This is a genomic window from Flavobacterium sp. (genome assembly GCF_035456225.1).
Lineage (GTDB): Bacteria > Bacteroidota > Bacteroidia > Flavobacteriales > Flavobacteriaceae > Flavobacterium.
Map to the genome: position 1 here is coordinate 1 of NZ_DATIDM010000058.1, position 16,891 is coordinate 16,891.

Genomic DNA, 16,891 nt, shown 5'->3' on the forward strand with positions numbered 1-16,891 from the left:
TTCATAAAACATCACAAAAAAACCTCTCTTTTAGAAGTACCCGAAATTAACTGAAATTCAATCAATGTATTTCAATATTCTATAGTAGCATTAAGTACTTCGAACTTTTGAGGACTTAAAGAAAAATTGCCGGATGCATAAGGGACAATACCACAATAACAACAATATTGACAAAATGGAGAAGGGGGGTCACCTTCAGCAACATACCAGTCGACTTTATTCAATTCATTGCCAAAAAGCCTGAATCTTGCAATTGAAGAACCACTGGGAGCTCTAAACACTTGAAAGCTCTCATTACCCAATTCGCTTCTAGTCTTAAACACAAAAAAACTTGGATTAGGATAATTATTGATATTTTTGATATTGACTTTTACCCAAGCTTCAGGCTCTATGTAATTTTCTCCGTACCTCCCATCTCTTTCCCAGTATTGCGCTTTAGACACCGTTATCCCTTCACTCGCATTAGCGTAATCGCTTTGAGAAACATGACACTCTCCCAAATCATTAGTAGTAAGCGTCATAAAAAGCGATTTATCGCATCCGAATTCAAAATCATAATTACCGCAAGTATACAAATTCACAACCGCCCCAGATAAAGGCAAATTAGTCTTATATTCTTTAACTTTTACCACGTGATAACCCTCGTCATCCGATGTTGAGCAGAAAACCAGCAAAACCGAAATAAACAACCCAAATAAAAGATAGTGCTTTTTCATGGTTACATCTTTAAATTACTATTTACATACAATTAAAACAGTATACTTCTTATAACAAGATAACACAACCATAAATTTACGAATTATTAACAAATTACTGAATATCAGTAAATTAGATAAAAAAGATGTCCCAGCTATTTTAAACTTGAGAATAGAAAAAACCATACGCTACCTTCAACCTATTTCAAACAAAAAATCCCAACCGTTAAAGGTCAGGATTTGTTATTTTTTCAGTAATTTCTAATGCTTGACATGTGTCTGTTTCTGATCCAAGACTTTCTTCACCATAGGATCTTCTTTCAGTACCATCTCGAAATACTTATTTTCATCGAACAACTGTCGGGAAAATTCGGCAGCTATAAAACGCTTCACGGTTGCTTTTTGGGTATCTAAATTGAAAACCAATCCGCTTTTTGCGATATAACTCTTGAAGTTATTGAAGTATACATCCGTTGCGTTCAGTTTTTCCAACATTTGCGGAAATGAAAGGTTTTCAAACGCATTTCGGTCATTATCCAATTGTTCAAACACAAAATAACTCATCAGTCCGGACTGCATCAACATTCCCACTGCTTCGTCCCCATGGCCGCCTTCAATCGGCACAAAAACATCGGGAATAATTCCGCCGCCACCATAAACAATACGTCCTTTTTTGGTTTTGAATTTTAAACTGTCGGCTACTTTTATACTATCTGCAGCAAAAAGTTCACCGCTGACAAAACGTTTTTCAAAATCGCTGAAATATTCATCCGTACCATGATTATATGGCTTTTGAATGGATCGGCCGGAAGGCGTGTAATAACGCGCAACGGTCAATCGAACCGCCGAACCGTCTCCCAACGGCATCTCCTTCTGCACCAGTCCCTTTCCGAATGAACGGCGACCAACAATAACCCCTCTGTCATTATCCTGAATCGCGCCGGCTAAAATCTCACTCGCCGAGGCCGTATTTTCATTGATTAAAACATATACCTTGCCATTCTCAAAATTGCCGGATTCTGTAGCGAAGGTTTTATCGATATTCCCTTTTTTATTTTTTGTTTTCACGATCAGTTCATCATTCTTCAGGAATTCATCGGCTATATCGGCTGCCATTTCCATATAACCGCCCCCATTATCGCGGACGTCAACTATAAGTTCCGTAGCCCCCTGCTTCTTAAGCCCTAACAAACCATTGTGGAATTCCTTAAAAGTTGTTTCTGCAAAACGGTTGATTTTGATATAACCAGTTTTCTTATCCAGCATGATAGCAATATCAACGCTTTTTATTGGCACGAGCCCACGCGTTACCTCGACCTTGATTTTTTTGTTTTCCGATTTACGATAGATCATCAGCTGCACTTTGGATCCCTCTTCTCCTTTCAGATTCGAAAACAAACTATCAGTAGGCAGTTTTCTCCCAAAAAGCTTAGTTTTACCGGCGTATAAAATTCGATCACCAGCCTTTAACCCAGCTTTTTCTGACGGACCGTTTTCGATAGGTTTAATTATGGCAACGGTATCATTGTACATGTAAAAGTTTACCCCAATGCCCACAAAATCGCCTTTCATACTTTGACTTACCTGCTCCATTTCACTTTTGGCAATGTACACCGAATGCGGATCAAGTTTCTCAAGAATACCATTAACGGTTAAATCAACAATCGAATCGGTGTTTACATCATCAACATACTCATTTTCGATAAGTTCCATGAGCTTATTCAACTTGCTTCGGTTTGATGTCGATGTAAACCCCTTTCCCGGTCCCGAAAAATTCAGATAACCGCCAATAAGCACGCCAACCGCCAAAGCAGTAGCTAAAATAATAGGCAAGTATAATTTTTTAATCCTCATTACATCTTAATCGAAATCCAACTCATGGATAATATCCACCTCAACACCGGCTTTTCTTAAAAATTCCAATCCGGAATCATCTTTATACCCTTCGTGATACACCACGCGTTTCACACCCGACTGATGAATCAGTTTACTGCATTCTTTACAAGGGGAAAGCGTAATATACAACGTAGCACCTTCACACGATTGTGTGGAGCGGGCCACTTTGGAAATCGCATTGGCTTCGGCATGAAGCACATACCACTTGGTTAGCCCTTCATCATCCTCACAGCAATTTTCAAAACCCGACGGAGTTCCGTTATAGCCATCGGAAATAATCATTCGGTCTTTAACTATGATTGCCCCCACTTTTTTACGCTGGCAATAAGACAATTGTCCCCATTCTTTGGCAATTCGCAAATAGGCTTTATCGTATTTAGCTTTTTTCTTTTCTTTCATCACAAACTTATCTGTTCCAAATCTCACTGTTAATGATCATCGGCAATACTACTCCAACCACAAAGGCTGATATAACCAGTGCCCAATCCCGCTTCGAAAAACGGAAAAATGTCTGCACAATATAGGAAACTATCAGTACTGCCAGCACGATAATAATCTGTGCTGCTTCTATCCCAACGGCAAATTCCAAAAGCGGCAGCAACTTATCGGAGGCACTGCCCGGCAAAATGGTTTTAAAATAATTCGAAAAACCTAAACCGTGTATAATTCCGAAAGACACCGTAACCACAGCCTCAAACGTGATACTTTCATTTTTTCCAGTTTTCCCTGCGGTAAACAAATGAAACAGGGCGGTAAGTATAATCGTAATCGGAATCAGAAACTCCACCAGAACCGGTTTGATGTATACCACTCCGTACACGGAAAGAATCAGCGCCAACGTATGTCCTAATGTAAACAGGGAAACCAATATGAAGACTTTTTTCCAGTCTTTAAAAACATAGGGGGTAACCAACGCAATCAGGAACAACACATGATCATAAGCATTAATATCAAGTACGTGGCGCAGACCGATATTAAAATACATTATAAAATCCGACATTATAAACAATTTATAGATTGGGTTCTCAAACTTACAATTTATTTTGATAATTGCTTTCGTCCGTTAAGAAAAGCTTACCAATTTAATCCAAAGAAAACAGAAAATTTGTAAATTTGAATTCAACTATAAACAAAACAATATGTCAATAGCAGATTTATTTGATAGCGAATTTAAACTAAGAAATAAAGGTCATTTTTCGGCATTGGTACGCGTTGCCTATACTGGAGAAATCAGTCAGGAAGAAAAAAATTTTTTGGATAAAATTGCCCATAAACTTGATATTTCGAAAGAAGACTATGAAGAAATTTTAGAAAATCCAATGAAGTACGAAATCAATCCACCTTATCTCTATTTAGAACGTTTAGAGCGTTTGTATAATTTAGCCAGAATGGTGCACCATGACCATCATTTAGGAGACAAACAGGATGTACTTTTAAGGAAAATCGCTTTAGCTTTAGGATTTACGCCAGGAAACGTAAATTACATTGTCGACAAAGCTTTGGTTCTGGTAGACAAACATGTAAATGAAGAAACCTTCATCTATGAGATGCAGCATATGAATAGATAATTTTTTGAAGGTTTTGAGGCGTTAAGGCTTTCAGTTGTTAAGCCGTAGAAAAATTGTACGCAAAGAAAAAAGGAGTGAAAAACAGATAATTTTTTCACTCCTTTCTTTATTTTTCAGAACTCAGCAACTGAGAACCTTAGCACCTATTTGTACTTCGCCATAAATTCTTCCGCTTTTTCCACCATGTTCTGGCTTCCACAGAAAAACGGCACACGCTGGTGGAGTTCTGTTGGTTTTATTTCCATGATTCTTCCGTACCCGTCAGATGCTTTTCCTCCTGCCTGTTCTGCAAGGAAAGCCATCGGATTGCATTCGTACAGTAATCGCAGCTTCCCTTTCGGCGCTTTGGAACTTGTCGGATAAATATAGACACCGCCCTTAATCATGTTTCTGTGGAAATCGGAAACCAAACTACCAATATAACGCGAAGTATACGGGCGATCGCCTTCTTCCATCTGACAATATTTGATATAATCTTTCACCCCTTGCGGGAAGTGAATATAATTTCCTTCATTCACGGAATAAATCTTTCCGTCTTTAGGATATTGCATGTTCGGATGTGAAAGATAGAACGTTCCGATAGCCGGGTTCAGTGTAAATCCGTTTACGCCATGTCCAGTTGTGTACACCAACATGGTTGACGTACCGTAAATTACATAACCTGCCGCCACCTGATGGTCGCCTGGCTGAAGAAAATCCTCCAGCGTAACAGGGGTTCCTATTGGAGTTACTCTTCGGTATACCGAAAAAATGGTCCCAACGGAAACATTCACATCAATATTGGAAGAACCGTCCAAAGGATCCATCATTACCACATACTTGTTATTATCATCACCCGCTTTTCCGTGAACAGTAATGAAATCATCATTTTCTTCCGAAGCAATACCGCAAACAATTTCGCGGTTGATCAACGTCTGAATAAAAACCTCATTGGCATAAACGTCCAATTTCTGCTGATCTTCGCCCTGAACGTTCTGTTCACCGGCCGCGCCAACAATATCAACCAATCCGGCTTTATTTACCTTATAATTTACTACCTTTGCAGCCAAACGGATAGCATTGATAATACGTGATAATTCTCCGGAGGAATACTTAAACTCCTCTTGTTTTTCGATGATAAATTCACCTAAAGTGTTATTGCGCTGTTTCATTGTTAACATGTCATTTTTGCAGTTGCAAATATTAATCAATATTTTTGATTTTTAATGCAACATTTTCAAATAATATTCAGTCCTAAACGAATATAAAAATAAATATAAAACTCTTTTATCTTAATATAATTTTGGTATGAAAAAAACACCTTTACTTCTTGCTACCTTATTTACGGTTTTGGGATTACGAACTGTCAGTGCCCAAATCAATCTAGGAGAAAAAACATTAGGAGCGGTTCAAAAAGGAATCACCGGTTTAACCTTCAGCGATGCCGATGCCGCCAACCTTTCCAGAGAAGCGGTTGCCAAAATGGACAAGGAAAATCCGGTTGCCGACGATAAAGACCCATACACCATCCGCTTAAAAAGAGTTTTCGGAAAACACGCCAATGAAAACGGAATGACCCTTAACTTCAAAGTGTACAAATTAAAAGAAGTAAATGCATTTGCCACCGCCGACGGAAGCGTGAGAGTCTTCTCCGGACTAATGGACATCATGGACGACAACGAACTGTTGGCCGTAATCGGACACGAAATAGGGCACGTAGCCAATCACGATTCAAGGGACGCTATCAAAACAGCGTATCAGAAAGAGGCCTTGACCGATGCGGCCGCTTCACAATCTACCAGCGTAGCTAAAGTAACCGACAGTCAGTTAGGCAAGATTGGCAGTGCGTTAGTCGACAGCCAATACAGCCAGAAACAGGAATCGGATGCCGACATGTATTCGTACGATTTCATGAAACGAAACGGATATAACGTGAATGCTGTAGAATCGGCCTTCACCATTTTGGCCAAATTAAGTGAAGGAACACAATCCTCCTTTATTGAAAGAATGATGAGTTCTCACCCGGATCCGAAAAAGAGAGCGGCCAACGCAAAAGCCAAAGCTGAAAAAGACGGTTTATACAAGCCTTACGTAAAACAAACGGCTAAACCGGCAGCTAAAAAGACTACAACAACCAAGAAAAAGAAGAAAAAATAAAACGATGCACATCAGGAAAGGAACAGAAAAGGACATGCCGGCCGTATTGGATTTAATCCGTGAGTTGGCAGTTTTCGAAAAAGAACCCGATGCCGTAGTGGTTACCGAATCTGATTTGGTGCGCGACGGTTTTGGTGCCAATCCGTTATTCCACACTTTTATTGCAGAAGTAGATGGTGACCCGAGCAACGGCGAACAGGCGAAGCAAATTGTGGGCATGGCTTTGTATTATTACCGATATTCAACCTGGAAAGGAAAAACCATCCACCTGGAAGACCTTATCGTAAAAGAAAAAATGCGCGGTACCGGTTTGGGATCGGCCCTTTACACCGAAATCATTAAACAGGGCAAAGCAGACGGAGTCAGAAGAATCGAATGGAACGTATTGGACTGGAATCAGAACGCCATCGATTTCTACGAAAAATCCGGAGCAAACGTATTGGGCGACTGGAGAGTAGTCCAAATGAATGAAGAAGGAATTGCGGCCTTTTTAAACCGCAGCTAACTATAATAAACAACAACAAATCCCAAAAGACAATTTCGGTTTGCGAAGTGGCTTTTGGGATCGGAATTTTTACACAACATGAGAATTTTTAAATTTGGAGGAGCCTCCGTAAAAGATGCCGCAGGTATCAAAAACGTACACAGTGTTTTACAACAGGTAGGTTATGAAGATGTACTTCTTGTAGTTTCGGCTATGGGAAAAACAACCAACGCATTGGAATTGGTAATCAAGAACTATTTCGAGAAGTCGAAGGAACTAAACGCTTCTATTCAGGAAATAAAGAAATACCACAACCAGATTCTGTTGGATTTGTTTGAAGATGAAAAAAATGCTGTTTTTACTGCGGTAAACAAACACTTCCTTGATTTGGAGTACTTTTTAAGCTCGAACAAATCTCCAAATTATAACTTCGTGTACGACCAGGTGGTGAGTATGGGAGAAATTATTTCGACCACCATTTTGAGTCACTACTTCAATCATGTGGACATAAAAAACCATTGGGTAGATGTTCGTAACTTCATCAAAACCGACAACACTTATCGTGATGCTATTGTAGACTGGGAAATTACCCAGAAAACAATCTCCAAAAACATCAAGAGAAAAGTATTAAACATCACGCAGGGATTCTTGGGTTCGGATGAAAACAACTTCACAACGACTTTAGGCCGCGAAGGTTCCGATTATACCGCCGCTATTTTTGCGTACTGTCTAAATGCCGAAAGCGTAACCATCTGGAAAGACGTTCCGGGGGTTTTAAACGCCGATCCGAGATATTTTGAAAACACAACTTTGTTGAACCAAATTTCGTATCGTGAAGCTATCGAGCTTGCGTTTTACGGTGCTTCGGTTATCCACCCGAAAACATTGCAGCCACTACAGAGCAAAGAAATCCCCTTGTATGTAAAATCGTTTTTAAATCCGCTTTTACCGGGAACCAGCATTGCCAAAGGAAGTCATTTGGAGCCGGAAACATCATGTTTCATCGTGAAGAAAAACCAATTATTGCTTTCTCTTTCTTCCATCGACTTTTCGTTCATTATGGAGGAGAACATCAGTGAAATTTTCGCTTTATTCCACAAATACAAAATCAAAGTGAGCTTGATTCAGAATTCCGCGATCAGTTTCTCGGTTTGTATCGAAGATAAGTTTGGGAATTTCGGTGAACTGAAAAATATCCTGGCCAAGAAATTCAAAATTTTCTACAACGAAAACGTATCGCTGTATACCATCCGTCACTTTACAGACAAAGCCATCGCAATGGTGGAGAAAGACAAAACGGTTCTGGTAAAACAGATGAGCCGTGAAACGATGCAGATCGTAACACAAGAATAATTATATGCAGCAGGGTTCGCTGAAAGAAATCGGAAAACTGTTTTTAAAATTAGGGCTGATTGCTTTTGGCGGACCCGCCGCTCATATTGCTATGATGCGGGATGAAGTCGTTCGCAGACGCCAATGGATGAACGACGACCATTTTATGGATTTAGTGGGCGCCACCAACCTGATTCCCGGCCCTAACAGTACGGAATTGGCCATACATTTGGGCAAAAAAAAAGGTGGTTGGAAAGGTCTTGTACTTGCAGGCCTTTGTTTCATTCTTCCAGCCATTTTCATCACACTGGGTTTGGCTTGGCTGTATAAAAACTACGGAACGTTACCCGAAATCCAACCGTTCATTTACGGCATCAAACCCGCTATTATCGCCATCATATTATCAGCGGTTTATCCTCTGGCAAAAACTTCCTTAAAATCAAACTTTCTGATTGGAATAGGCATCCTTGCATTAATTGCTTCTTTTTTCGGAATTAACGAAATTATAGTGCTTTTCGGATCCGGATTACTGGCTATGACCGTACAATATTTAAAAAATTCCCAAAAACACGCCAACAGTTTCATACCGATTGGACTGATTACGGCTTCCAACAGTCAACTCTTTTTCATCTTTCTGAAAATCGGTTCGATTTTATACGGAAGCGGTTATGTTCTCTTCGCCTTTTTAGATTCGGAACTGGTACAGACAGGTATACTTTCAAGGCAAACCCTCATTGACGCCATAGCCGTTGGGCAATTCACTCCCGGTCCGGTTTTTTCTTCCGTAACGTTCATTGGTTATCAGATCAATGGTTATACAGGTGCATTGGTGGCTACCGTCGGGATATTTCTTCCCTCGTTTGTTTTTGTGGCTGCCTTGAATCCGTTGGTAAAACGAATGCGGAATTCAGCCCTTTTTTCTTCCTTTCTGGATGCGGTTAATGTCGCTTCGGTGGCATTGATTATCGTTGTCTGTTTCATAATGGGAAAAGAATCGGTTACGGAATGGAAAACTGTTCTTATTACCCTTTTAAGTCTAATCACAACCTTTGGTTTCCGAAAAATAAACAGTGCTTGGGTCGTTTTAGGCGGAGCTCTTTTAGGCTACCTGCTTTCATTGGTGTAAAGCCGAAAGAATTTCTCGATTAATTACACTAATTTTGGCAAATTCGAGTTATAACAGTTATGTTGAAGCAGGCGTATTTACTTCTTTTTCTTCTTTGTTTTTCTACCCTTTGGGCACAGGAAACCAAAACGCCTTATCAGACCAAAAAAATAGTGGTTTCGGAAAAACCGATAATTATTGACAGTGTCAGTATCAACAAGGAATTTTTCAAACTTCTGGACCGGTCCGGAAATGAAATCGACACACTTTTCTATAATGTTGATTTTCAAAAAGGAACGTTACTCTTTAAAAACGATTTTCAGTCGGAAGACACGCTGACTGTCCGCTATTTAAAATTTCCCGACTACCTGACTAAAAAATACAGCATTTACGACCAAAGCCGAGTCGTAAGCAATGAAGCGGGCCAAAAAATGTATCAGGTTTCCCGTGAACCGATTTCAACCTTCAAACCTTTTGACGGACTGAATACTTCCGGAAGTATTTCTCGCGGGGTTACGGTGGGAAACAATCAGAATGCGGTGGTAAATTCCAATCTCGACTTACAGATTACCGGAAAAATATCGGAAAAAGTGAGCCTTCGTGCTTCCTTGCAGGACAGTAACGTTCCGCTGCAGGAAGGCGGCTATTCGCAAAAACTGGATGAATTTGATCAGATTTTCGTGGAATTATTCTCCGATAAATGGGCCATCCGCGCCGGAGATTTGTTTCTGGAAAACCGGCAGTCCCGCTTTTTGAATTTCAATAAAAAAGTACAAGGCCTTTCCACCCATTTTAACTTTGGCCAACCGGAAAACAAAACCGATGTGTTTGTTGCTGGCGCCATCGTACGTGGACAATATGCCAAAAGTACCTTTACCGGGCAAGAAGGAAATCAGGGCCCATACAAACTAAAAGGCCCTAACGGAGAATTGTATGTCTTGGTTATTTCGGGTTCCGAGCGGGTTTATGTGAACGGAATTTTACTGGAACGAGGCGAAAACAACGATTACATCATCGATTACAATGCCGGGGAAATTCGCTTTACGTCTTTGTTCCCAATAACTTCGGAAATGCGTATCAACGTAGAATATCAATATTCCGAGCGAAGCTATACCCGATTCGTGACCTATGGAGGCGTAACCCATGAACAGGAGAAATGGAGCATTGGCACTTTTCTTTATTCTGAAAACGATGTGAAAAATCAGCCGTTACAACAAAGCCTTTCCCAGGAACAAGCGCAAATATTGGTGGATGCCGGTGATAATCCGGATCTGATGACCGCCCCATCCGCTTATGAAGACAGCTATTCCGAAAATAAAATCCTGTACAGAAAAATCCTGATAGGCGGTGTGGAAGTTTTTGAATATTCCATTGATCCGACCGATGTTTTGTATAATGTGAAGTTCACTCTGGTAGGCAACAATCTTGGAAATTATGTTTTATCCAGCAATCAGGCCATTGGACGAATTTACGAGTATGTGGCGCCAATTGCAGGTGTCCCACAGGGAAGTTATGAACCCATAACCCGGCTGGTTCCTCCCACAAAAATTCAGATTGCTACCGTTTTAGGAAAATACAATCCAAGTGAGAAAACCAATGTCGATTTCGAGTTTGGCTTCAGCAACAACGACAAGAACCTGTTTTCTTCCATCGACGACAATGACAACCAGGGTATCGCAGGAAAAATCAACGCCAAACAACGTCTTTTCACCCGAAAATGGAAAGTGGACGCGTTTGCCGATTTGCAGTTCATTCAGAAAGAATTCCGAACCATTGAACGGTTGTTCACCATCGAATTCAACCGTGACTGGAACTTAACCAATCCGCAGGGCGATCAGAGTTTACTGATTTCCGGAGCTAACTTCGAACTTCCCGGTAAAGGATTCGCCCGCTACCAATTGGAAAAACTGGACTTTTCGGAAAACTTCACGGGAACCCGCCATGTGGTTGACGGTGTATTCAAACTGAACCAATTTACATTTTCCAATAACAGCAGCGCCTTAAAAAGTGATGCCAAGGAAACGGATTCCCGTTTTATACGAAGTCAGACCCTGGCAAAATATCATTTCAGAAAAAACTGGGTGGGTGGCAGTTTCCGCATGGAAGACAATGAAGAAAAAAACAAGACCACTCATGAATTCTCGCCGTTGAGTCAGCGTTACAAAGAATTCGGTACGTTCATTGGTCGAGGTGACAGTACAAAGGTTTATACCGAAATAGGGTATTTACACCGAAGCAATGACAGTTTGCAAAACGGGTTCGTAAAAAAAGTAAACATCTCGGATTCCTATTATCTGAAATCAAAACTGATACAGACAGAAAAGAGTGATTTGGGCGTTTTTGTGAACTATCGTAATCTAAAGTTTGAAGATCCTGCACGGGCGGATGAACCTTCATTGAATTCCCGCATATTGTATACCGATCGGTTTTTCAATCAGTTGATTCAGCCGGCCGTGACATATGAAACCGGTTCAGGAACCCTTGCGCAACAGGAATATACCTACTTGGAGGTTGAACCGGGCCAGGGCGTGTACACCTGGAACGATTATAACGGCAACGGCGTTCAGGAATTGCAGGAGTTTGAAGTCGCGCCGTATCCTGATCTGGCAATTTATGTCCGCATTTTTCTTCCCAATCAGATATACGTAAAAACCCATCAGAATAAATTTTCGACATCCCTTACTTTGAATCCGCTCCAATGGCAAAACGCAACGGATTACAAAAAAATACTCTCGCTTTTTTACTATCAGTCTTCCTTTTTGATGGACCGTAAGATTGAGCGACATGGGGACAATTTCGACCTAAATCCATTTTCCACCAGTGACAAAGACTTGTTGGGACTGAATACAACCTTCCGGAACAGCCTTTTTTACAATCGGGGGAAACAACTCCATTCGGTGACCTACACCTACCTCAACAATCATGCAAAAGTGTTACTTTCAGCGGGAACACAGGAAAACAAATCGTATTCCCATCAATTGCAATATGCGCATCTGGTGGAAAAAATATGGCTGTTCGGTTTTGACGGACAAACTCTTTCAAGCAGAGTCGATTCGGAAAATTATGCCAGTAAAAATTATGTCCTAAAAGGTTATTTGCTGGCCCCAAAAATTTCCTATCTGTTTTCCCAAAATGCCAGTTGGGATATTTTCTATGAATTTCAGAATAAAGAAAATCAAATAAATGCCGGGGAAAAACTGAACAGGCACAGAATGGGAACTTCATTCAACTATTCTTCTACTGAAAAGAAATTTACGGCAAATGGTGAATTTTCATTTTATAAAAATGCTTTTGAAGGTAATCAGTTTTCAGCAGTAGCCTATCAGATGCTGGAAGGGCTTCAACCTGGAAAAAACATGACCTGGAATTTACTGCTCCAAAAAAACTTAACCCAATATCTTGACGTAAATGTTAATTATCAGGGAAGAAAAAGTGAGACCAGCCAAACCATTCATACCGGGAGTATTCAGTTGAGAGCTTATTTTTAACATGTTATAATGCAAAAACTTAACAATAAACTGTATTTTTGGGTTTACTAAAAAATCATCTGATGAACAAAAAATACTTTTTAGGCCTAGTTTTGGCAGGAACCTTACCGTTTGTTTCATGTAAAAACGAAGAAACTGCTGAAGCAAATCCGACCGATAAAAAACCGGTACCTTCCGTTTATGAGATTGTGAACGGCACTAACATTCCAAATAAACCGGCACAAATGCCACAAACCGTAACAACCACACAACCTCAACCCGTTACCTCCGTTGTGCCACCTGCTCCCGTTAAGGTTGCCAAAGGGATGAATCCTCCTCACGGACAGCCCGGACACCGTTGCGATATTGCCGTGGGTGCTCCTTTAAATTCACCACCTGCAAAGCCTGCCACACCGCCAGGAGCAGCTACGGTCCAAAAAATTAATCCTTCTTCTTTCACGGTTACACCGAGCAACGCCACTCCTTCCGGGAATACGGGCACACCAAATTCGGCAGTCCCTGAATTGTTGAGTACATCGGCTAATGAAACAGCACCGGGAATGAACCCACCACATGGTCAGGCCGGACATCGCTGTGATATTCCAGTTGGATCACCTTTAACGAAGCAATAAAAATTATATCCGATCATAAAAACACGAAAAGCCGGAACACTTCTCTGGCTTTTCGTGTTTTTGCTTTTCATACAATCCTATTATTGCAGACTTTATTATAACCACATGACAAGGAAATCAACCTCCTTTTGTGAATTTTTCGACCTTCTTTTCAATTGGTTTTAATGTTTTCAGATAATCGTAAATAGCCGCTAAATCTTCGTTTTTCATACCCCCAAACATCGTCCATGGCATTATGGAATTATATTCTCCAGGTTTAATGCCAGATTGAAGTTTTGAGAAGTCTTCGCGCGACTTAAACAAAGCTATAAAACTTTCCTTTGACAAGTCGCCGATTCCTGACGGATGTGGCGTGATATTAGCCGAGCGCACTATCGAGCCATCCGGGAACGGAAATTCCCTTCCTCCGGCAAATTCGGCTCCGGCAACAAATTCCCCTTTTTCAAATTGGGTATGACAATCGATGCAAGAAGATGCTGTTGCTAAATATTCGCCATAAGCCACTGTATTTTTTGGGTCTGGCCTCTTGGAAGGAATCGCTTTTTGCGGAATGGTATTGATGATGAAATTCATAGGGAAGTCGGATGACGATTCCGGGACTTTATTTTCTATTGGCGCCAAGGTTCGCACATAAGCTATGATTGCCTTAATATCTTCCGGATCCATTTTACCGTAATTATGGAACGGCATCACCGGAAACATGGCTGCTCCATCTTTGTTAACCCCTGTAGTAATCGCGCGGTAAAGTTCCCCATCGGTATAACCACTGATTCCGGAAGGCGTAATATTTTTGGAATAATAGGAACCAGGGAAACCAAATTTCTGATCGAACAATTCTCCCCCCATACCAATGGTACCGGTAACAATCGGACCGGAAAATTTAGACCAATCCCTTTTGGAATGACAGTCGATACAAATGGTAACATGATTGGCCAGGTACCTCCCTCTTTCGATTTTTTCGGGGGTTGCTACCACTTTCATAACCTGGGCATCACCTACATTGGGAAGTGCCGTTTTCACGTAAATCATTGCCAAAAGAACAGCAGCGATTACAAACAATCCCAGAAACAACAGTGTTTTTTTGATTCCACTCATAATTTTCATTTTTAATATTGAACTCAAGTCAAAGAATCAGGGCACGGCAAACACAATCTAAACCTTTAAGAAAAAGGCTAATAAAGGTATTAAAATTTTATGAAATTTAGGATAATCGCCGTCGGATTAATTGGTTAGACAAAGAGTTAAAGGTAGCCTATAATGCTAATCCTATTGATTCACTTTAAAGGGAATTAAACCTTGTCCGCAAGACGGGGAGCAGCATAACCAAACGGGTGTTTCTAGAATTGATAGTCTAATAATTAACTACAATAAAAAGACTAGTCAAAATTGCCAATGCATTTGAAATAGAACAAAAAGCGTTATTGAACTTTAAGGTTAAAAATTAAACGTGTGTTTTCTTAAAAGCTCGGAAAATTGCCTCAGGTTTTTAAATTCATTTTGTAGAATAGGATTCATTTTATTGTAATCATAATCATGCAAATAAAACGCAAGTTCTAACAAACAATCCTCTAAAATCCATAGCTCCTCTAAATATTTACGATTTTGCGGATTTGGTGTAGGTGGGTATTTCGACCTTATCTCTAATCTTATCTCGTCTATAGCTTTATCCCTATAATCAATTCCTTTCTTTAATAGCTCTTTATTGATTAAATCATTAGAAGAATAAACATTTATCAAGTCTCCACTTTCAGTGATATAACTATTATTAATCCTGTCCTTAATAAAGAGATTGAATCTTGCTTCTAAAGAAAGATTCATTTTTGTAGATATTAACATAACAAATTAAGTTTACGATTCTGTTATGTCGTGAAATGAAGAAGAATTATGATTTCTCAATACATTTGAACGACTGTTCCACATACTAAACCACCGTGTCTTAAGCAAATCGGTTGGTAAGCCTTTAAATGGCTTTCTTGATGCTGATGCAAAGATTAGAAAAAATATTGACAATTTAATCCTTGAAAATAAAATATTTAATGTGATGGCTGTTAGATTCCCTGCTAACACAGGAGTCAGGAGACTTTACAAAACACGAAATAAAAAAAGTCCCGACAATATCTGTCAGGACTTTTTAGAATTGCTGTGGAGAAGATGGGGCTCGAACCCACGACCTCTTGACTGCCAGTCAAGCACTCTAGCCAACTGAGCTACATCCCCATATTTTAAACCCGCTTATCTATAAAAGTTATAGGCTTACGGCTTTGTGCAGCAAATATAACATTATTTAATATATCTTTTGCAACAAATTCCACTTTTGGTGAAACGCGCAATTTTGCCCTAAAATGATCTTTAATCTGATTCAGCAATTCTTCAGACGGCTGGTTGGATGCAATTTTAATCAGGATTTCATCTGTCCCTACCTCGTTGGAGGAAATCTCTATTACATGGCTCTGAACACCTTCAAAATAAGTAAGCAAATCATGCATGGCCGGCGGATATAACGTAGTCCCTTTATATTTGATCATATGTTGCTTCCGTCCGACTACCGGGCCAACCCTAAACGTATTTTTCCCGCAAGGGCAGGCTGAAGTGTGAAGCCGGACAATATCGCCTGTTTTAAAACGCAACAAAGGCATTGCTTCAACACCTAAAGTGGTAATGGTCAGTTCGCCGCTTTCTCCATCGGCAACCAGGTTATTGTTGTCGTCTAAAACTTCCGTGATGATTAATTCAGGGTGTTGATGTCCTCCCTGAAAATATTCACATTCGGTAAAAGCGGTACTCATTTCGGTTGAAGCGTAAGTCGAAAACAATTGCAGGTTCCACTTTGAAGTAATCTTTTCAGCCAAAACCGTTGCCGAAAAATCCTGGTTTCGCAATGATTCACCGATGCAGATTACTCCCTTTACGCTGGAAGCATTATAATCAATTCCGTTATTTTCGGCATATTCAATCATTTTTAATAAAAAAGAAGGAACTGCTATCAAATATTTCGGATTGTATTTTAAAATCGAATCCCATTGCAATTCGGGAATACCGGCTCCCACTCTGATAACGCCAGCTCCGAGTTTTCGCAACCCGAGAAAATAAGCCAGACCTGCCATAAACCTTCTGTCCAATGTTGTCATCAACTGCACGACATCACCTTTCTTAATTCCCGCGCAGGCAAACGATATAGCTTCATTATAAGCCAAACGATCCAAATCTTTATCGGTCAGTCCAAAGGTAACTGGGTTTCCCAACGTTCCCGAAGTGGTGGCATAATCAATGATTTCATGCATCGGAACGCAGAAAAAGGCGTCATTATCCAACTGAAGATCTGTTTTTGACGTAGTAGGGATTCGCTGTAAATCCGCAATTGTTCTAATCTCCCGGATATCTATTTTTTCTCTTTCGAAAAGCGCTTTATAATACGGTGATTTTTCGTTTAAATACGCAAGTGTTTCGTGCAACTTTTCCTCCTGAAGCGCATTGATTTCCTGTAATGTTGCTTTTTCTATTGCCGGTATCATCAGCGTTTTTTATTTATTTTTTTCAGATAGTCCTCTATGCGTAACCGATCCGGGACAGTTGTAA

The 16,891-nt window shown here is 40.2% G+C and carries 15 protein-coding genes, 1 tRNA gene and 1 riboswitch; of the genes, 7 read left to right on the forward strand and 9 right to left on the reverse strand.

The window, feature by feature from the left end; genetic code table 11:
- Nucleotides 1–71: 71 nt before the first annotated feature.
- The 4 genes from VLB74_RS03345 to VLB74_RS03360 form a co-directional block, all read right to left on the reverse strand.
- Complete coding sequence (locus tag VLB74_RS03345) at nucleotides 72–716, reverse strand: hypothetical protein (protein ID WP_325202043.1); 645 nt, start codon at nucleotides 714–716, stop codon at nucleotides 72–74.
- A gap of 240 nt (nucleotides 717–956) precedes the next feature.
- A complete protein-coding gene (locus VLB74_RS03350) occupies nucleotides 957–2,549 on the reverse strand; it encodes a S41 family peptidase (RefSeq protein WP_325202044.1) in 1,593 nt (530 codons plus the stop codon).
- Nucleotides 2,550–2,555: 6 nt separating this feature from the next.
- Nucleotides 2,556–2,990, reverse strand: a complete 435-nt coding sequence (locus VLB74_RS03355) for a deoxycytidylate deaminase (protein WP_325202057.1) — start codon at nucleotides 2,988–2,990, stop codon at nucleotides 2,556–2,558.
- Nucleotides 2,991–2,997: 7 nt separating this feature from the next.
- Complete coding sequence (locus VLB74_RS03360; RefSeq protein ID WP_325202045.1) at nucleotides 2,998–3,591, reverse strand: HupE/UreJ family protein; 594 nt, start codon at nucleotides 3,589–3,591, stop codon at nucleotides 2,998–3,000.
- Nucleotides 3,592–3,730: 139 nt separating this feature from the next.
- Between VLB74_RS03360 and VLB74_RS03365 the strand changes: the two genes are divergently transcribed.
- Entirely contained in the window at nucleotides 3,731–4,159 is a 429-nt protein-coding gene (locus VLB74_RS03365; RefSeq protein ID WP_325202046.1) for a tellurite resistance TerB family protein, read from the forward strand.
- Between the two features lie 143 nt (nucleotides 4,160–4,302).
- Here the strand turns inward: VLB74_RS03365 and fbp are convergent, their stop codons facing one another.
- Nucleotides 4,303–5,310 carry a class 1 fructose-bisphosphatase gene (gene fbp, locus VLB74_RS03370; RefSeq protein WP_325202047.1) on the reverse strand — a complete coding sequence of 336 codons (1,008 nt, stop codon included), beginning with the start codon at nucleotides 5,308–5,310 and terminating at the stop codon, nucleotides 4,303–4,305.
- A 136-nt stretch (nucleotides 5,311–5,446) separates the two neighbouring features.
- Here fbp and VLB74_RS03375 point away from each other — a divergent pair, with 136 nt between their 5' ends.
- The 6 genes from VLB74_RS03375 (at nucleotide 5,447) to VLB74_RS03400 (ending at nucleotide 13,315) form a co-directional block, all read left to right on the forward strand.
- Nucleotides 5,447–6,295, forward strand: a complete 849-nt coding sequence (locus tag VLB74_RS03375; protein ID WP_325202048.1) for a M48 family metalloprotease — start codon at nucleotides 5,447–5,449, stop codon at nucleotides 6,293–6,295.
- Between the two features lie 4 nt (nucleotides 6,296–6,299).
- On the forward strand, nucleotides 6,300–6,800 hold the full coding sequence (locus tag VLB74_RS03380; RefSeq protein WP_325202049.1) for a GNAT family N-acetyltransferase: 501 nt from the start codon (nucleotides 6,300–6,302) through the stop codon (nucleotides 6,798–6,800).
- Between the two features lie 78 nt (nucleotides 6,801–6,878).
- Nucleotides 6,879–8,132, forward strand: a complete 1,254-nt coding sequence (locus VLB74_RS03385; RefSeq protein ID WP_325202050.1) for an aspartate kinase — start codon at nucleotides 6,879–6,881, stop codon at nucleotides 8,130–8,132.
- A 4-nt stretch (nucleotides 8,133–8,136) separates the two neighbouring features.
- Nucleotides 8,137–9,237, forward strand: a complete 1,101-nt coding sequence (gene chrA, locus VLB74_RS03390; RefSeq protein ID WP_325202051.1) for a chromate efflux transporter — start codon at nucleotides 8,137–8,139, stop codon at nucleotides 9,235–9,237.
- 59 nt (nucleotides 9,238–9,296) lie between these two features.
- Nucleotides 9,297–12,704: a hypothetical protein gene (locus VLB74_RS03395; protein WP_325202052.1), complete on the forward strand. Its 3,408-nt coding sequence runs from the start codon at nucleotides 9,297–9,299 to the stop codon at nucleotides 12,702–12,704.
- Nucleotides 12,705–12,766: 62 nt separating this feature from the next.
- On the forward strand, nucleotides 12,767–13,315 hold the full coding sequence (locus VLB74_RS03400; RefSeq protein ID WP_325202053.1) for a hypothetical protein: 549 nt from the start codon (nucleotides 12,767–12,769) through the stop codon (nucleotides 13,313–13,315).
- Nucleotides 13,316–13,432: 117 nt separating this feature from the next.
- Here the strand turns inward: VLB74_RS03400 and VLB74_RS03405 are convergent, their stop codons facing one another.
- From VLB74_RS03405 to flxY, 4 genes are all read right to left on the reverse strand, one after another.
- Nucleotides 13,433–14,410 carry a c-type cytochrome gene (locus tag VLB74_RS03405; protein ID WP_325202054.1) on the reverse strand — a complete coding sequence of 326 codons (978 nt, stop codon included), beginning with the start codon at nucleotides 14,408–14,410 and terminating at the stop codon, nucleotides 13,433–13,435.
- Nucleotides 14,411–14,749: 339 nt separating this feature from the next.
- Complete coding sequence (locus VLB74_RS03410; RefSeq protein WP_325202055.1) at nucleotides 14,750–15,151, reverse strand: hypothetical protein; 402 nt, start codon at nucleotides 15,149–15,151, stop codon at nucleotides 14,750–14,752.
- Between the two features lie 51 nt (nucleotides 15,152–15,202).
- A riboswitch (SAM-I-IV-variant riboswitch) is annotated at nucleotides 15,203–15,300 on the reverse strand.
- A 158-nt stretch (nucleotides 15,301–15,458) separates the two neighbouring features.
- Nucleotides 15,459–15,532: transfer RNA gene (locus VLB74_RS03415), tRNA-Ala, on the reverse strand.
- A gap of 5 nt (nucleotides 15,533–15,537) precedes the next feature.
- The gene (flxY, locus tag VLB74_RS03420; protein ID WP_325202056.1) at nucleotides 15,538–16,827 is read right to left on the reverse strand and encodes a flexirubin biosynthesis putative acyl-CoA ligase FlxY; all 1,290 of its coding nucleotides are present in this window, start codon (nucleotides 16,825–16,827) and stop codon (nucleotides 15,538–15,540) included.
- Nucleotides 16,828–16,891: the final 64 nt, after the last annotated feature.

Coding starts and splice junctions, on each gene's coding strand:
- chrA (WP_325202051.1), top strand. CDS start 8,137: ATGCAGCAGGGTTCGCTGAAAGAAATCGGAAAACTGTTTTTAAAATTA.
- VLB74_RS03405 (WP_325202054.1), bottom strand. CDS start 14,410: ATGAGTGGAATCAAAAAAACACTGTTGTTTCTGGGATTGTTTGTAATC.
- VLB74_RS03350 (WP_325202044.1), bottom strand. CDS start 2,549: ATGAGGATTAAAAAATTATACTTGCCTATTATTTTAGCTACTGCTTTG.
- VLB74_RS03345 (WP_325202043.1), bottom strand. CDS start 716: ATGAAAAAGCACTATCTTTTATTTGGGTTGTTTATTTCGGTTTTGCTG.
- VLB74_RS03395 (WP_325202052.1), top strand. CDS start 9,297: ATGTTGAAGCAGGCGTATTTACTTCTTTTTCTTCTTTGTTTTTCTACC.
- fbp (WP_325202047.1), bottom strand. CDS start 5,310: ATGAAACAGCGCAATAACACTTTAGGTGAATTTATCATCGAAAAACAA.
- VLB74_RS03400 (WP_325202053.1), top strand. CDS start 12,767: ATGAACAAAAAATACTTTTTAGGCCTAGTTTTGGCAGGAACCTTACCG.
- VLB74_RS03375 (WP_325202048.1), top strand. CDS start 5,447: ATGAAAAAAACACCTTTACTTCTTGCTACCTTATTTACGGTTTTGGGA.
- flxY (WP_325202056.1), bottom strand. CDS start 16,827: ATGATACCGGCAATAGAAAAAGCAACATTACAGGAAATCAATGCGCTT.
- VLB74_RS03385 (WP_325202050.1), top strand. CDS start 6,879: ATGAGAATTTTTAAATTTGGAGGAGCCTCCGTAAAAGATGCCGCAGGT.
- VLB74_RS03355 (WP_325202057.1), bottom strand. CDS start 2,990: ATGAAAGAAAAGAAAAAAGCTAAATACGATAAAGCCTATTTGCGAATT.
- VLB74_RS03365 (WP_325202046.1), top strand. CDS start 3,731: ATGTCAATAGCAGATTTATTTGATAGCGAATTTAAACTAAGAAATAAA.
- VLB74_RS03360 (WP_325202045.1), bottom strand. CDS start 3,591: ATGTCGGATTTTATAATGTATTTTAATATCGGTCTGCGCCACGTACTT.
- VLB74_RS03380 (WP_325202049.1), top strand. CDS start 6,300: ATGCACATCAGGAAAGGAACAGAAAAGGACATGCCGGCCGTATTGGAT.
- VLB74_RS03410 (WP_325202055.1), bottom strand. CDS start 15,151: ATGTTAATATCTACAAAAATGAATCTTTCTTTAGAAGCAAGATTCAAT.